The organism is Massilia sp. Masssp93 (assembly GCF_059491295.1).
This window is the reverse complement of the sequence record NZ_CP168502.1, coordinates 2,998,028-3,010,739: the sequence shown is the minus strand read 5'-3', so window position 1 is coordinate 3,010,739 and position 12,712 is coordinate 2,998,028. Positions and strand designations below refer to the sequence as shown.

Below are 12,712 nucleotides of genomic sequence, written 5' to 3'. Positions count from 1 at the left end.
GCGAACCAATCAGGCGACTGACCGGCATTCTGTCGCGTTGTCGCATGCACAACCATTAGGATTTTTGGTCGTGTGTATACGAAGTTCATATACGTAAAAAACGTCGTCCCCGCGGAGGCGGGGACCCAAGTTTTGCGCGCATCGAAACGCTTGCAAGATTGGATCCCCGCCTGCGCGGGGACGACGGGTTACAGTACGTAGGGTGGGCACCCTGTGCCCACGCGTAGCGTATGCGTGACGCGAACGTCCGCGCGGGCTCGGGGAGCCCGCCCTACGACGATCGGCGGATCGTTACCACCACATCCCGTAGATCGTGGCCAGCGCCACGCAGATGACGGCCGAGCCGAAGGCGAACGCGCCGTCGACCTTGAACAGCTTGGTGTCGACGATCAGCGCTTTCACTTTGCCGCGGGCGAACACGGTGCTGAGCAGCACCATGCCGGCGACGACCAGCCAGAACACGATGAACATGCGGTCCAGGAACGGGATCTCGTACACGCCCGTGCCGTTGTCGACGGCGAAGCCGATCGGCGCGAGGAAGTGCAGGTCCATCATCGTCGGCAGGAACTTCAGGATGATCGAGAACACCAGGCCGCCGACGGTCGCGAACATCGCCGCGTCCGCCGTTGTCTTTTTCCAGAAGAAGCCCAGCAGGAACATGGCCAGGATGCCCGGCGAGACGAAGCCCGTGTATTCCTGGATGTACTGGAAGCCGCCCTTCTTGTCGATGCCCATCAACGGGGCGATCACGATGGCCAGCAGCATCGACACGATGACGGTCATGCGGCCGATCCACACCATCTTCTTCTCGCTGACGTCCGGATGCAGGCGCTTCTGGTAGATGTCGAGCGTGAAGATCGTGGCGATCGAATTGGCCTTGCCGGCCAGCGACGCGACGACGGCGGCCGTCAGCGCGGCGAACGCGATGCCCTTGATGCCCGACGGGAGCATCGCCAGCAGCGTGGGGTAGGCGCGGTCCGGATTCAGTTCGCCGCCGACGCGCATGGCGTCGCCCAGCACGCCGGCACGGTCCAGCGCGAACGCGGCGATGCCCGGCATGACGACGATCATCGGCATCAGGAGCTTGAGGAACGCGGCGAACAGCAGGCCCTTGCGCGCGGTCGGCAGGTCGGCGCCGAGGGCGCGCTGCGTGATGTACTGGTTGCAGCCCCAGTAGTTCAGGTTGACGATCCACATGCCGCCGATCAGCGTCGACAGGCCCGGCAGGTCCATGTAGTTCTTGTTGTCGCGGCCCAGCACCATTTCGAAGTGGTCGCGGGTCGTGTTGTACAGGGTCGAGAAGCCCTGCAGCGCGCCGTGGCCCTGGCCCAGCTTGGCGACGAGGTCCAGCGCCAGCCACGTGGTCACGAGGCCGCCGATGACGAGGCAGGTCACCTGGATGACGTCCGTGTAGCCGATGACCTTCATGCCGCCCAGCGTGATGATGGCGGCGAAGACGGCCAGGAACAGCATGCAGGGCAGCACGCCGACGCCGGTGACGCTGCCGATGGCCAGCGCGCCCAGGTACAGGATCGAGGTCAGGTTGACGACGACGTACAGGCCGAGCCAGAACAGCGCCATCGTCGTGGCGACGGCCTTGCCGTAGCGCTGTTCGAGGAACTGCGGCATCGTGTAGATGCGGTTCTTCAGGTACACCGGCATGAAGAACACGGCGACGATGACGAGCGTGGCGGCGGCCATCAGTTCGTACACCGCGATGGCCATGCCGATGCGGAAGCCCGAGCCGCTCATGCCGATGAACTGCTCGGCCGAGATGTTGGACGCGATCAGCGACGCGCCGATGGCCCACCAGGTGAGGGAGCCTTCGGCCAGGAAGTAGTCGTGCGAGGCGGACGTGTTCGCGCTCTTCTTGCGGCGGTAGACCCACAGGCCGTAGCCGGCGACGACCATGAAGTAGAACAGGAAGACAATTAAGTCGAGGCGGGAAATCAGATTCATAGAGTTTGTCTCGTCAAACGGAGAAACGTAAATGGCGCGCCGGGGATCAGCGCTCCAGGAAGGCGTCCATGATCGCGGTCGGCTTGCCGCCGCGGTCGAAGGCGCCCATCGGATAGCCCTTCCAGTCGTAAGCCTCGGGCTCCCAATAAAACACGCCGCCCGCGCCGCCGCCATCGACGGCGCGGGCCTTGGCGATCAGGTCGGCGATGACGGCCTTGCCGTCCGGGTGGTCCCACGGCACGCCGACCTCGGACAGGATCACGGGTTTGCCGTAGCGGTGGACCATGTCGTTCAGGTTGGCCAGGCACGCGGTCGTCGCCTGTTGCCACGTCAGGTTCTTCGCCGTCGTCGGGTACGAGGACGCGCCGATCATGTCGAAGCGCGCGCCGTGCGCCCTGAGGCCGTCGAAGTTCCACCGGAACGTGGCGTTGTCGTGGCAGTTGTCCACGTGGACGATCACGATCGCGTCCGGGAACACCTGCTTGACGGCGCCGTAGCCGCTGTCGACGAAGCGCGCATAGTTGTCCATGTGCCGCGTCGCGTCGCCCTCGGGCCACAGCATGCCGGTGCGCGTCTCGTTGCCGACCTGGACCCACGTGGGCGCGACGCCGGCGTCGCGCAGCGCGCCGAGGGTGGCCCGCGTGTGCGCCGCGACGGCGGCGGCCAGCTGCGGCGCGGTGTAACCGGCCCAGGCCCTGGGCTTCGTCTGCTGTTGCGGGTCGGCCCAGGAATCGCTGTAATGGAAATCGATCATGATGCGCATGCCGGCGGCCTGCGCGCGCTTCGCCTTCGCCACGACGTCGGCGACGCCGTTCCAGCCGTCCTGCGGATTCACCCACACGCGCAGGCGGATGGCGTCCATCCCTTGTTCCTTGAGGATCGCGTACAGGTCTTCGGCCTTGCCGTCACGGTTGCGGAAGACGCGTCCCGACGCTTCCATTTCGCTGACCCAGCCGACGTCGGCGCCCTTGGCGAACGTCGGGTGCGGGTCCGCGTGCGCCGGGGCGGAACCCAGCGCCAGGCCGGCCGCCAGGGCGGAAAGAAAATGCTTCATCGGTCTCCGGGATTGTTATTGTCAAGCCACTAAGCCCCGGATTCTAGGCAGGAATCGCGCCGCCGACCCCATTCATTTTTCGCGTCTCCTATGAAATATTCGTATGGCGGCGTTGTTTCGGTTGAAACTTCAGCTGTTTATTTGACAAGAGGAAAGGAACGCAGGTCATCCGCCCGCTGGCACTATACTGAACCCGTGTTTCGGTTGACGCCGTCCGGCGTCGCTTTTTCTACGGTATCAGGAGGTCGAGATGAGTAAAGCATCAAGTATCCTGCGGGGCGCGTGGATCGCATGCGCGCTGTGCGCGGCCAGCGTGCCCGCACTGGCCGACAGTCACCCCAAGGCCGCGAAAGACCCGGCGCGCTGGACCACCGGCGACAAGACGAAGGCCCAGCGCATGGCCACGCTGAAGAAGGAGATCAACGCCGCGTACGCGGAGCAGCAGTCGGCGTGCAGACACAAGTCGTCGGGCAGCCGCGCCAGCTGCCTGAAGGAAGCACGCCAGGTCTACCAGCACGACATGGCGCACGCGCCGCAACTGCTGGCCGCGGCGCCCAGGGGTGAGGTGACGGAGCGCGTCGTGTCCACGACGCCGGCCACGCCCGCGACGACCGCCGAGCCGGGCGCCACCGCCTACGGCAGCTCGAGCACGGGCGCCACCGGCTCGGGTGCGGGGAGCGTGAGCGGCAAGGACGACGCGGTCCCGCCGAGCAGCGGCCAGACGAGCGGCCTGCCGCCGCCGCGCATGGACGAGCAGGACATGCAGGCACCGGCGCAGCCGCCGCAGGGCAATTCGCCGGCCGTGCAGCAGCAGTAGGGGGCCGTCCTCGCCCCGGCGGGCGCCGGGTGGTAAACTGCCGGCTTTTGTCGCAGGGGACCACGATGGCGCTCACTTTGGCGCTGCGCGTACGCGCGCTCGAGTTGTTGATCGAGACCGATCCGGTCGCCAAGACGCAGGGCGTGGCGCAGCTTGCGGAAGGCTGCCGCGCCGGCGCCTGCACGCTGGACGCGGCCGCGGTCCTCGACGCGGACGCCGCCGCCATCCCGGGCCGCCCCGCGCGGCCGGAGCTGGTGCCGCCGCGCCTCGTCGGCCGCCGCTCCATGGTTACGCCGGAAGGCCGCGCGATGCTCGTCCACGCGCTCGCCCACATCGAATTCAATGCCGTGAACCTCGCGCTGGACGCCGTCTGGCGCTTCCCCGGCATGCCGGACGATTACTATGGCGACTGGCTGCGCGTGGCGTCCGAGGAGGCCCATCATTTCACCCTGCTGGCGGCGCACCTGCGCACGCTCGGCTGGGCCTACGGCGACTTTCCCGGCCACGACAGCCTGTGGGAGATGGTCGAGAAGACGAGCGGGGACATCCTCGCGCGCATGGCCCTCGTGCCGCGCACGATGGAAGCGCGCGGCCTGGACGCCATCCCGCCGCTGCGCGCCAAGCTGGCGCAGGCCGGCGACGAGGCGGCCGCGCGCATCCTCGACGTGCTGCTGCGCGACGAGGTGGGCCACGTGGAGATCGGCAACCGCTGGTATGTTTACCTGTGCGCGCTGCGCGGCCTGGAGCCGGTGGCCACGTACGACGCGCTGACGGTGCAGTACAGGGCGCCCGTGCTCAAGGGACCGTTCAACGTCGACGCCCGCCGCCAGGCCGGCTTTACCGAAGCGGAACTCGCCCGTTTCGCGGGTGCCTGACGTCATGGACGCGCAGGGCTTCCTGCTGACGCGCCACTGGCGCGACACGGACGCCGGCGTCGAGGTCGAGTTCTGGCTCGCGACGCCGGACGGGCCGCGCCGCGTGCGCCTCGCGCCGCAGCCGGCCGTCGCGTTCATCCCGGTGGAGCAGGGCGACACCGCGCGCCTGCTGCTGCAGCGCGAACGGGGCGCCGAACTGCGCGAACTGGCGCTGTGCGACTTCCGCCACCGTCCCGTGCTGGGCCTGTACTGCACCCAGTACCGCCACCTGCTGCGCCTGGAAAAACGGCTGCGCGAGCATGGCGTCGACGTCTACGAAGCGGACGTCCGCCCGCCCGAGCGCTACCTGATGGAGCGCTTCATCATGGCCCCCGTCGCGTACGCGGGCACGCTGGATGCCGCCGATCCGCGGCTCCTCGTCGACGCCCATCTGAAACCCGTGGACGACTACCGGCCGGCGCTGTCGACGGTCTCGCTCGACATCGAGACGACGATGCAGGGCGAACTGCGCTCGATCGCGCTGGAAGGCTGCGGCCAGCGCCAGGTGTACATGCTGGGCCCCGCGAACGGCGACGCGTCCGGCCTCGACTTCGACTACGAGGTGTGCGCGACGCGGCGCGACCTGCTCGACCGGCTGGAAGACTGGGTCCGCCGCCACGACCCGGATGCCATCATCGGCTGGAACCTCGTGCAGTTCGACCTGCGCATCCTGCAACAGCACGCGCAGCAGATGCAGCGCCCGCTGCGCCTGGGCCGCGACGGCAGCGCGATCGAATGGCGCGAGCACGGCGGGCGCCAGGAACACTGGTTCGCCGCGATCGCCGGGCGCCTCGTCATCGACGGCATCGAGGCGCTGCGTTCGGCCACGTGGAGCTTCCCGTCGTTCTCGCTGGAGCACGTGGCGCAAAGCCTGCTGGGCGAAGGCAAGTCCATCGACAACCCGTACGACCGCATGGCGGAAATCGACCGCATGTTCGCCGAGGACAAGCCGGCCCTGGCCCGCTACAACCTGCAGGACTGCGTGCTCGTCACGCGCATCTTCGCCAAGTCCGGGCTGATGACCTTCCTGCTGGAGCGCGCCAGCGTGACGGGCCTCGCGGCGGATCGCAGCGGCGGTTCCGTCGCCGCGTTCGAGCACGCGTACATGCCGCTGATGCACCGCCTCGGGCGCGTGGCGCCGAACATCGGCGACGTGCCGGGCGCGGACAGCCCCGGCGGGTTCGTGATGGATTCGCGCTCCGGCCTGTACGACTCGGTGCTCGTGCTGGACTACAAGAGCCTGTACCCGTCGATCATCCGCACCTTCCTGATCGATCCGGTGGGCCTCGTCGCCGGCCTCGAGGAGCCGGAAAGCGACACGGTGCCGGGCTTTCGCGGCGCGCGCTTTTCGCGCACGCGGCACTGCCTGCCCGGCATCGTCACGCGCGTGTGGCAGGGCCGCGACGCCGCCAAGCGCGAACGCAACGCGCCGCTGTCGCAGGCCCTCAAGATCATCATGAATTCGATGTACGGGGTGCTGGGCACGACGGGATGCCGCTTCTTCGATCCGCGCCTCGCGTCGTCGATCACGATGCGCGGCCACGAGATCATGCACCGCACGCGCGAGCTGATCGAGGCGCAGGGCTACCAGGTGATCTACGGGGACACGGATTCGACGTTCGTGTGGCTCGGGCGCGCGCACGACGGGCCTGAAGCCGAGCGCATCGGGCGCGCGCTCGTCGACCACGTGAACGGCTGGTGGCGCGACCATCTGCGCGCCGGACTGCAACTGGAGTGCGCGCTGGAGCTGGAATACGAGACCCACTTCCGGCGCTTCCTGATGCCGACCGTGCGCGGGTCGGAGGAGGGCAGCAAGAAGCGCTACGCGGGCCTCGTGCGCCGGGCGGACGGCAGCGAGGAAGTGATCTTCAAGGGCCTGGAGACGGTGCGCACGGACTGGACGCCGCTGGCGCAGGCGTTCCAGCAGGAGCTCTACGGCCGCGTGTTCCGCGGCGAACCGTACGAGGAGTATGTGCGCGACTATGTGGCGCGCACGTTGCGGGGGGAGCTCGACGAGCAGCTCGTGTACCGCAAGCGGCTGCGCCGGCCGCTGGTCGAGTACGAGCGCAACGTGCCGCCGCACGTGCGCGCGGCGCGCGCGGCCGACGAGTTCCACGTGCGCCAGGGCCGGCCCGCGCCTTACCGCAACGGCGGCTGGATCCGCTACGTGATGACGACGGCGGGCCCGGAACCGCTGGACACGCTGGACACCCGCCGCACGCCCATCGACTACGAACACTATCTGACGAAGCAGCTGGAACCCGTCGCGGACGGCATCCTGCCGTTTTTGGACGACAGCTTCGCACGGCTGACCAGCCCGCAGGGGGCGTTGTTCTGATCAGTTGGGCCGACGAATGGTCCGGCCCCGAACCGGACGGGCACCTTCGCTTCGAGCCGGCTTACCCGCCGACGCGCTTCGCATGAAGTCCGTGTTTTCCGAGCACTTCCATGATGAGGTCGCAGTGGTCGCCCTGGACCTCGATCGCGCCGTCCTTCACGGTCCCGCCGCAACCGCATGCCGTGCGCAACTGCTTGCCCAAGGCCATCAGCGCGGCGCCATCGAGCGCGAGTCCCTTGACGAGCGTGACGGTCTTGCCGCCGCGGCCCCTGGTCTGGCGCGACACGCGCGCGACGCCGTCGCCGGTCGGCACGACCGCGGCCTTGCAGGCACACGCCGCGACGGGGTGGCGGCAATCGGGGCACATGCGTCCGCCGTCGGTGGAATATACGAGGCCGCTGTTTGTATGCTTCATGTTGTTCGGGTATCGATGACATTTGACGCGCACGAGTTTATCCGCAAGGCGGTCCGGATGCTACTATCCTGCGCAGTCCGTACAACAAGGGAGCTGCCATGCATCATGCCGGGATCTTCGACGCCGTTTTCATCGCAATGTTCGCGCTGTGTTTCATCATCCGCGCGCCGCTGGAATACCGGAACAAGAAGATCAAGGCCGTCGAATCGCGCGAAGGCGCATTCGGCAAATTCTGCCTGATCCTGGTGTTGACCGGCTCGACGACCATGCCGTTGTTATACCTCTTTACCCGCCTGTTCGATTTCGCCGACTACGAAGTCGCAACAGGTCCCGGCCTCGTGGGCAGTGCGCTCGCAGTGGTCGGCATTTTCCTGTTCTGGAAATCGCACCGCGATCTCGGCCGCCAGTTTTCGCCGACGCTCGAGGTCAAGGAAGCGCATCACCTCATTTCAGACGGCATCTACAGCAAGATCCGGCATCCGATGTACACGGCCGTCTACGCCATCGCGGCCGCGCAACTGCTGTTGATCGGGAATTTTGTCGTGGGTCCGGCTTTCCTGATCGCGTTCGGGCTCCTGTATTTTTCCAGGATCGATCGTGAAGAAGACATGATGCTGGCCCATTTTGGAAACGCGTACGCGGACTATAAATTGCGCACGAATCGTTTGTTTCCGTCGTTGCGGCGCTAGCGTCCCGGGCGATTCATGATGGATGCCACACCCGCCACGCCGCCCGGATTGACGCATGTTCTTGCAGAATTGCGCCTGCTCGAACCGTTGTTCCACACCGGACACGATGCGGAATGTATCGCCGCGCCCACGTTCTGGGAAGTCGGCGCATCGGGACGGCGTTATGGCAGGGAGTATGTGCTCGGCGTCCTGCGCGAGCGCGCCGCCGGGCCGGAGCCGGAAGACTGGCGCGCCGAGGATTTTCATGTCGCACCGGCCGGCGCCGATCACTATCTGCTCACCTACACGCTGCACCAGCCGGGCCGCGTCACGCGCAGGTTGACCGTATGGCGCCGCAGCGACGGGCAATGGCAGGCGATCTACCACCAGGGGACGATCGTCACCTGAGCAGGCGGGCGTCGGCCGTCGCCCGCACGATATGATTTGACGCCTCGACAAAACAGGACTATATTTTCGTTTCCGCGTTGGAAACGTTTCCAACTCCAGTCTCCACAAGAATCCCAACAAGACCGGCGACCGAGCCGGCCCGGCGTGGTGCGTCCGGCAAGGGCGTCCACAATTCTTCGCAGTGAAACAGAGGAGTCGAAGTGAATAAAGAAAACCAGAAATATCACTTGAAATGGAAAGCTTTCCACGCGGCGACGGCCGGGCTGCTGCTCGCGTGCGGCATGCACGCATCGGCGAGCGTCACCAGCCCGGCCATCGGCCAGTTGCTGTGGTCGGAAGAATTCAACGGCCCGAGCCTGGACACGTCGCGCTGGACCGCCACCGACGGCAACGGCTGCCAGATCAACCTGTGCGGCTACGGCAATGCGGAACTGGAGTACTACAGCCCGAACAACGTCTCGATCGCCGACGTGCCGTTCGAACCGGGCACGCGCGCGCTCGCGATCCGCGCGCAGAACCAGACGGTGGGCAGCAACGTCTTCACGTCCGGGAAGATCGACAGCCACGGCAAGGTGCAGGTGCAGTACGGGATGATCGAGATCCGCATGAGCACCCCGAACGTCGCGACCGGGCTGTGGCCGGCCGGGTGGATGCTGGGCACGAGCCCGCAGACGTGGCCGCGCAACGGCGAGATCGACATCATGGAGATGGGCCACAAGGCGTCGGCGCGCACGGCGGCCGGGTCGCCGCCGGCCAACAACTTCGTCGGCTCGAACGTGATCACGTGGCAGCAGGCCGCCTGCGTGCCCGGCAACGAGAGCTGCGCCGCCTCGACCGCCTGGCAGACGAAGAACTGGTACGTGCCGGCGACGTCGCTGGCGAACCGCTTCGTCACCTACCGCCTGTACTGGACGGAGAGCCAGATGCGCTTCACGACGGTCGACAACGGCGTCGAGCACGATATGTACGACGCGCCGCTGCCGGTGAATTCGACGGCGCTGCAGGCGCCGTTCTACCTGCTGCTGAACCTCGCCGTCGGCGGCAATTTCACCGACGCGGCCACGCCGGGCCAGGTGACGGCGCCGCTGCCGGGCACGATGTACGTCGACTACGTCCGCGTCTATCAACTGGACGGCAAGGGCACCGTCAAGCTGGGCAACCAGACCGTCCCCGAGGTGGCGGGCAAGTTCGGCGTGTTCACCGACACGACGGCCGTGAACGGCAAGCTGGTGGCCGGCACGAGTTCCGACATCTTCCTGTGGAACAGCGCCTCGTCCGGCGCCGGCAACACGCCGCCGTACGAGGGCGCCAACGTCATCGCCTGGAATTACACGGCGCCCGGCCAGTGGTTCGGCGGCGGCGTGCAGGCGCGCCAGGCGCACGACCTGACGAACTACCGCAACGGGACCATGAAGTTCCGCATCAAGATCCCGGCCAACGTCTCGTTCAACATCGGCGTGGGCGACACCTACACGAACCAGAACTGGGTGAACTTCCCGGCGAACACGACGCAATATGGCCTCGTGCGCAACGGCGACTGGGCGCAGGGGAGCATTCCCGTGTCGACGCTGATCGGGCCCAAGGTGGCGCTGCAGTCGCTGCTCGACGTCTTCATGATCTCGAGCGACGCGAACAAGCTGCCGGCATCGACCTTCCAGTTCGCCATCGACGACATCGTGTGGGATTCCGGCACGACGGCGCCGCCGCCGCCGCCGTCCGGACCGACGTACGCGACGCAGACGTCGGCGACCACGCTGCAGTTCACGACGACGACGGGCAGCTGGGCCGACGTCCACTACACCGTGAACAACGGCACCCAGCAGAACGTGCGCATGCGGCTCGACGGCACGACCAATACGTACAGCGCGGGCGGGCTGAAGATCGGCGACGTGGTGCGCTACAGCTTCACGTACTGGGACACGGCACGCAACTACGCAGTCGATACGGCCCTGCAGACCTGCACGATGCAGTGACCGCCGGCCCCGTCACGGCCCCGGATTCGGGTTGTCCGGCAGTGACGGGATCGCGCGCAGGTATTCGTAGACGGCGTACAGGTCGCGCGTCGTCAGCTTGCCGACGGCCGGCCACGGCATCACTTGCAGGATCTGGCCGGCCGGGTCGTGTGGATTGTGGCCGGTGCGCAGCGTCCGCACGAATTCGTCGCGCGTGAGGCCGGCCGGGCGGCCCGCGTTGTCGGGCGTGAGGTTCGGCGCCGTGAAGGGACCGAACTGGCGTCCGCCCGACATGTACTGTTCCGCGTTGACGCGCTCGGGCTGGCCCTGGAACGGATCGCCGCCGGGCGAATAGCTCGGATGCGTGTGGCAGTCGATGCAGCCCGACGTGTTGACGATGTAGCTGCCCTGCCACACGAGGTTGCGCTGCTTGCCCTTGAGGTTCAGGATCACGCCGGGCGGCACGATCTCGCGCCCGCGCATGGCGCGGCTGTTGGTGTCGCTCAGGGCCGAGGCGGCGTCCGAGTCGATGTCGGGCGCGGCCGCGGCGGGTGCCACGACGGCGAGGGCGAGTGCGATCGCCGGCCAGGTGGGACGGCGGGTCGGGTGGGTGGCGTGCATGCTGTGTCTCCTGTGGGAAAGGACAAGCGCCGCGGTACGGCCGGCGCATCCGCAACGGACGAATCTACCCAGTATAGGCGGCGGGCCCGGCGGCGCCAGCACGGCGGGCCCGTCGATTCTGATAGGGCGGGCGTGACAATGCGCGCACTTTGCCGGTGGCTGCCGTGACATCATGGCGGTTTCGACATCGGGAGACAGCATGACCGCATCCTCCAGGCCGTGGATCCTCCTGGCTGCCGCCATCGCGACCGTCGGAGCGCTCATCCACGTGGCGGCCATTCCGGCCGGCCCGTCCTGGTACGCGTATTTCGGCGCGCCGCCGGCCGTCGTGGCGTCGGCGCGGGCCGGCACCTGGCCCGCGCCGGTGGGCGCCGTCGCCATCGCCGGCCTGATGGCGACCTGCGCGTGGTATGCGTGCGCGGCGCTGGACATGGTGCGCCGGCCGCCCCTGCTGCGCACCGGGCTGGCGGTGATGGCCGCGATCTGCCTGGTACGCGCGTTGCTCCTGCCGCCGCTGGCCGTGCTGCATCCCGCGCTGCGCAACACATTCGAGGTGGTCGCCGCGATCGCCTGGGGCCTGGCCGGCATCGGCTTCGCGCTGGGCTGCGCGGGCGCGCGGCGCGGTCGCAACTGACGCCCCCATGCACCTGTACCGCGAATTCCCCCCGCATCCCGCGCTCGCCGGCCACGTGGCCTGCCTGTGGACGAGCCACGCCGTTCCGGACGGCGCACGCGTGCGCACGCGCGTCCTGCCCGACAATTGCATCGACATCCTGTGGCAGGACGGCGCGCCGCTGGGCAAGGTGGCGGGCATGATGTCGCGCCCCCACCACGTCGAGATGGCCGCGCCGCTGCTGACGGTCGCGGTGCGCTTCCTGCCCGGCGCCGCGCGCGCCTTCTTCGACCTGCCCCTGTGCGAGCTGCAGGACGGCCATCCGGCGCTGGCCGACCTGTGGCCGCGCGCGCAGGCGGAGGCGCTGGCGGCGCTGCTGTGGGAGCGCGAGCGGACGGCGGCCGAGCGGCTCGGCATCATCGAACGGGCACTGCTCGCGCGCGTCCGCACGCACGCGCCCGTGCGCGCGGACACGCTGGCGCGGGCGGCCGTCGCGCGCATGGAAGCGACGCGCGGCGCCGTCCGCGTCGAAGCGCTGGCGTCCAGCCTCGGCGTCACGCGCCAGCACCTGGCGCTGCTGTTCCGCGAACGCGTGGGCTTGAGCGCCAAGACGTTCGCGATGGTGTGCCGCTTCCGCGCGGCGCACGCCGCGGTGCGCGGCCAGCCGGCCGCCGTCGACTGGGCGCGGCTGGCCGGCGATTGCGGCTACTACGACCAGTCCCACCTCATCCACGCGTTCCGCCAGTTCGCCGGCGCGCCGCCGCAATCGTTCGTCAGGCCGGCACGCTGATCGCAAGCCGGGCGCGCCGGCGTCCTGTGAAATTTCATTCAGCGTTCTGGCGGTCTTGATAATTGCGGACGCATGCGGCGTCTCGCACAATGCCCGCGACGACTGGATGCCGTCATCGCGCCAAAGCCGGATTCCCCGACGGCCGATTACTTTTCCTCTGGGA

At 67.8% G+C, this 12,712-nt stretch carries 12 protein-coding genes; 8 read left to right on the top strand and 4 right to left on the bottom strand.

Going from position 1 to position 12,712, the window contains the following annotated elements; all coding sequences use genetic code 11:
* Positions 1–291 precede the first annotated feature (291 nt).
* Together ACEN9Q_RS12390 and ACEN9Q_RS12385 are read right to left on the bottom strand one after the other, a co-directional pair.
* Positions 292–1,959: a sodium:solute symporter family transporter gene (locus ACEN9Q_RS12390; RefSeq protein ID WP_495628638.1), complete on the bottom strand. Its 1,668-nt coding sequence runs from the start codon at positions 1,957–1,959 to the stop codon at positions 292–294.
* Between the two features lie 46 nt (positions 1,960–2,005).
* Positions 2,006–3,013 (bottom strand): glycoside hydrolase family 53 protein, encoded by a 1,008-nt coding sequence (locus tag ACEN9Q_RS12385; RefSeq protein ID WP_056444018.1) that lies wholly within the window; start codon positions 3,011–3,013, stop codon positions 2,006–2,008.
* A gap of 250 nt (positions 3,014–3,263) precedes the next feature.
* Here ACEN9Q_RS12385 and ACEN9Q_RS12380 point away from each other — a divergent pair, with 250 nt between their 5' ends.
* The 3 genes from ACEN9Q_RS12380 (at position 3,264) to ACEN9Q_RS12370 (ending at position 7,082) form a co-directional block, all read left to right on the top strand.
* Positions 3,264–3,830: a hypothetical protein gene (locus ACEN9Q_RS12380; RefSeq protein ID WP_495628637.1), complete on the top strand. Its 567-nt coding sequence runs from the start codon at positions 3,264–3,266 to the stop codon at positions 3,828–3,830.
* 65 nt (positions 3,831–3,895) lie between these two features.
* A complete protein-coding gene (locus tag ACEN9Q_RS12375; protein ID WP_495628636.1) occupies positions 3,896–4,705 on the top strand; it encodes a ferritin-like domain-containing protein in 810 nt (269 codons plus the stop codon).
* A 4-nt stretch (positions 4,706–4,709) separates the two neighbouring features.
* Entirely contained in the window at positions 4,710–7,082 is a 2,373-nt protein-coding gene (locus tag ACEN9Q_RS12370; RefSeq protein WP_495628941.1) for a DNA polymerase II, read from the top strand.
* Between the two features lie 61 nt (positions 7,083–7,143).
* Here ACEN9Q_RS12370 and ACEN9Q_RS12365 read toward each other — a convergent pair whose 3' ends face one another.
* Positions 7,144–7,497, bottom strand: coding sequence for a translation initiation factor Sui1 (locus ACEN9Q_RS12365; RefSeq protein WP_495628635.1), 354 nt, complete (start codon positions 7,495–7,497; stop codon positions 7,144–7,146).
* A gap of 98 nt (positions 7,498–7,595) precedes the next feature.
* Between ACEN9Q_RS12365 and ACEN9Q_RS12360 the strand changes: the two genes are divergently transcribed.
* The 3 genes from ACEN9Q_RS12360 to ACEN9Q_RS12350 all read left to right on the top strand — a co-directional run bounded on the left by ACEN9Q_RS12360 (position 7,596) and on the right by ACEN9Q_RS12350 (position 10,546).
* Positions 7,596–8,186, top strand: a complete 591-nt coding sequence (locus tag ACEN9Q_RS12360) for a protein-S-isoprenylcysteine O-methyltransferase (RefSeq protein ID WP_495628634.1) — start codon at positions 7,596–7,598, stop codon at positions 8,184–8,186.
* Between the two features lie 15 nt (positions 8,187–8,201).
* Positions 8,202–8,573: a nuclear transport factor 2 family protein gene (locus tag ACEN9Q_RS12355; RefSeq protein ID WP_495628633.1), complete on the top strand. Its 372-nt coding sequence runs from the start codon at positions 8,202–8,204 to the stop codon at positions 8,571–8,573.
* A 200-nt stretch (positions 8,574–8,773) separates the two neighbouring features.
* A complete protein-coding gene (locus ACEN9Q_RS12350) occupies positions 8,774–10,546 on the top strand; it encodes a glycoside hydrolase family 16 protein (protein WP_495628632.1) in 1,773 nt (590 codons plus the stop codon).
* A 12-nt stretch (positions 10,547–10,558) separates the two neighbouring features.
* On the opposite strand, the gene ACEN9Q_RS12345 is transcribed toward ACEN9Q_RS12350, so the two are convergent.
* Entirely contained in the window at positions 10,559–11,146 is a 588-nt protein-coding gene (locus ACEN9Q_RS12345) for a hypothetical protein (protein WP_495628631.1), read from the bottom strand.
* 199 nt (positions 11,147–11,345) lie between these two features.
* On the opposite strand from ACEN9Q_RS12345, the gene ACEN9Q_RS12340 reads away from it, so the two are divergent.
* Positions 11,346–11,780: a hypothetical protein gene (locus tag ACEN9Q_RS12340; RefSeq protein WP_495628630.1), complete on the top strand. Its 435-nt coding sequence runs from the start codon at positions 11,346–11,348 to the stop codon at positions 11,778–11,780.
* A 7-nt stretch (positions 11,781–11,787) separates the two neighbouring features.
* Complete coding sequence (locus ACEN9Q_RS12335; RefSeq protein WP_495628629.1) at positions 11,788–12,549, top strand: DUF6597 domain-containing transcriptional factor; 762 nt, start codon at positions 11,788–11,790, stop codon at positions 12,547–12,549.
* Positions 12,550–12,712: the final 163 nt, after the last annotated feature.

What these genes read in the sequence shown, in the direction of transcription:
- ACEN9Q_RS12375 (WP_495628636.1), top strand. Translation starts at nt 3,896, where the DNA reads ATGGCGCTCACTTTGGCGCTGCGCGTACGCGCGCTCGAGTTGTTGATC.
- ACEN9Q_RS12365 (WP_495628635.1), bottom strand. Translation starts at nt 7,497, where the DNA reads ATGAAGCATACAAACAGCGGCCTCGTATATTCCACCGACGGCGGACGC.
- ACEN9Q_RS12390 (WP_495628638.1), bottom strand. Translation starts at nt 1,959, where the DNA reads ATGAATCTGATTTCCCGCCTCGACTTAATTGTCTTCCTGTTCTACTTC.
- ACEN9Q_RS12380 (WP_495628637.1), top strand. Translation starts at nt 3,264, where the DNA reads ATGAGTAAAGCATCAAGTATCCTGCGGGGCGCGTGGATCGCATGCGCG.
- ACEN9Q_RS12360 (WP_495628634.1), top strand. Translation starts at nt 7,596, where the DNA reads ATGCATCATGCCGGGATCTTCGACGCCGTTTTCATCGCAATGTTCGCG.
- ACEN9Q_RS12355 (WP_495628633.1), top strand. Translation starts at nt 8,202, where the DNA reads ATGATGGATGCCACACCCGCCACGCCGCCCGGATTGACGCATGTTCTT.
- ACEN9Q_RS12370 (WP_495628941.1), top strand. Translation starts at nt 4,710, where the DNA reads ATGGACGCGCAGGGCTTCCTGCTGACGCGCCACTGGCGCGACACGGAC.
- ACEN9Q_RS12340 (WP_495628630.1), top strand. Translation starts at nt 11,346, where the DNA reads ATGACCGCATCCTCCAGGCCGTGGATCCTCCTGGCTGCCGCCATCGCG.
- ACEN9Q_RS12345 (WP_495628631.1), bottom strand. Translation starts at nt 11,146, where the DNA reads ATGCACGCCACCCACCCGACCCGCCGTCCCACCTGGCCGGCGATCGCA.
- ACEN9Q_RS12385 (WP_056444018.1), bottom strand. Translation starts at nt 3,013, where the DNA reads ATGAAGCATTTTCTTTCCGCCCTGGCGGCCGGCCTGGCGCTGGGTTCC.
- ACEN9Q_RS12335 (WP_495628629.1), top strand. Translation starts at nt 11,788, where the DNA reads ATGCACCTGTACCGCGAATTCCCCCCGCATCCCGCGCTCGCCGGCCAC.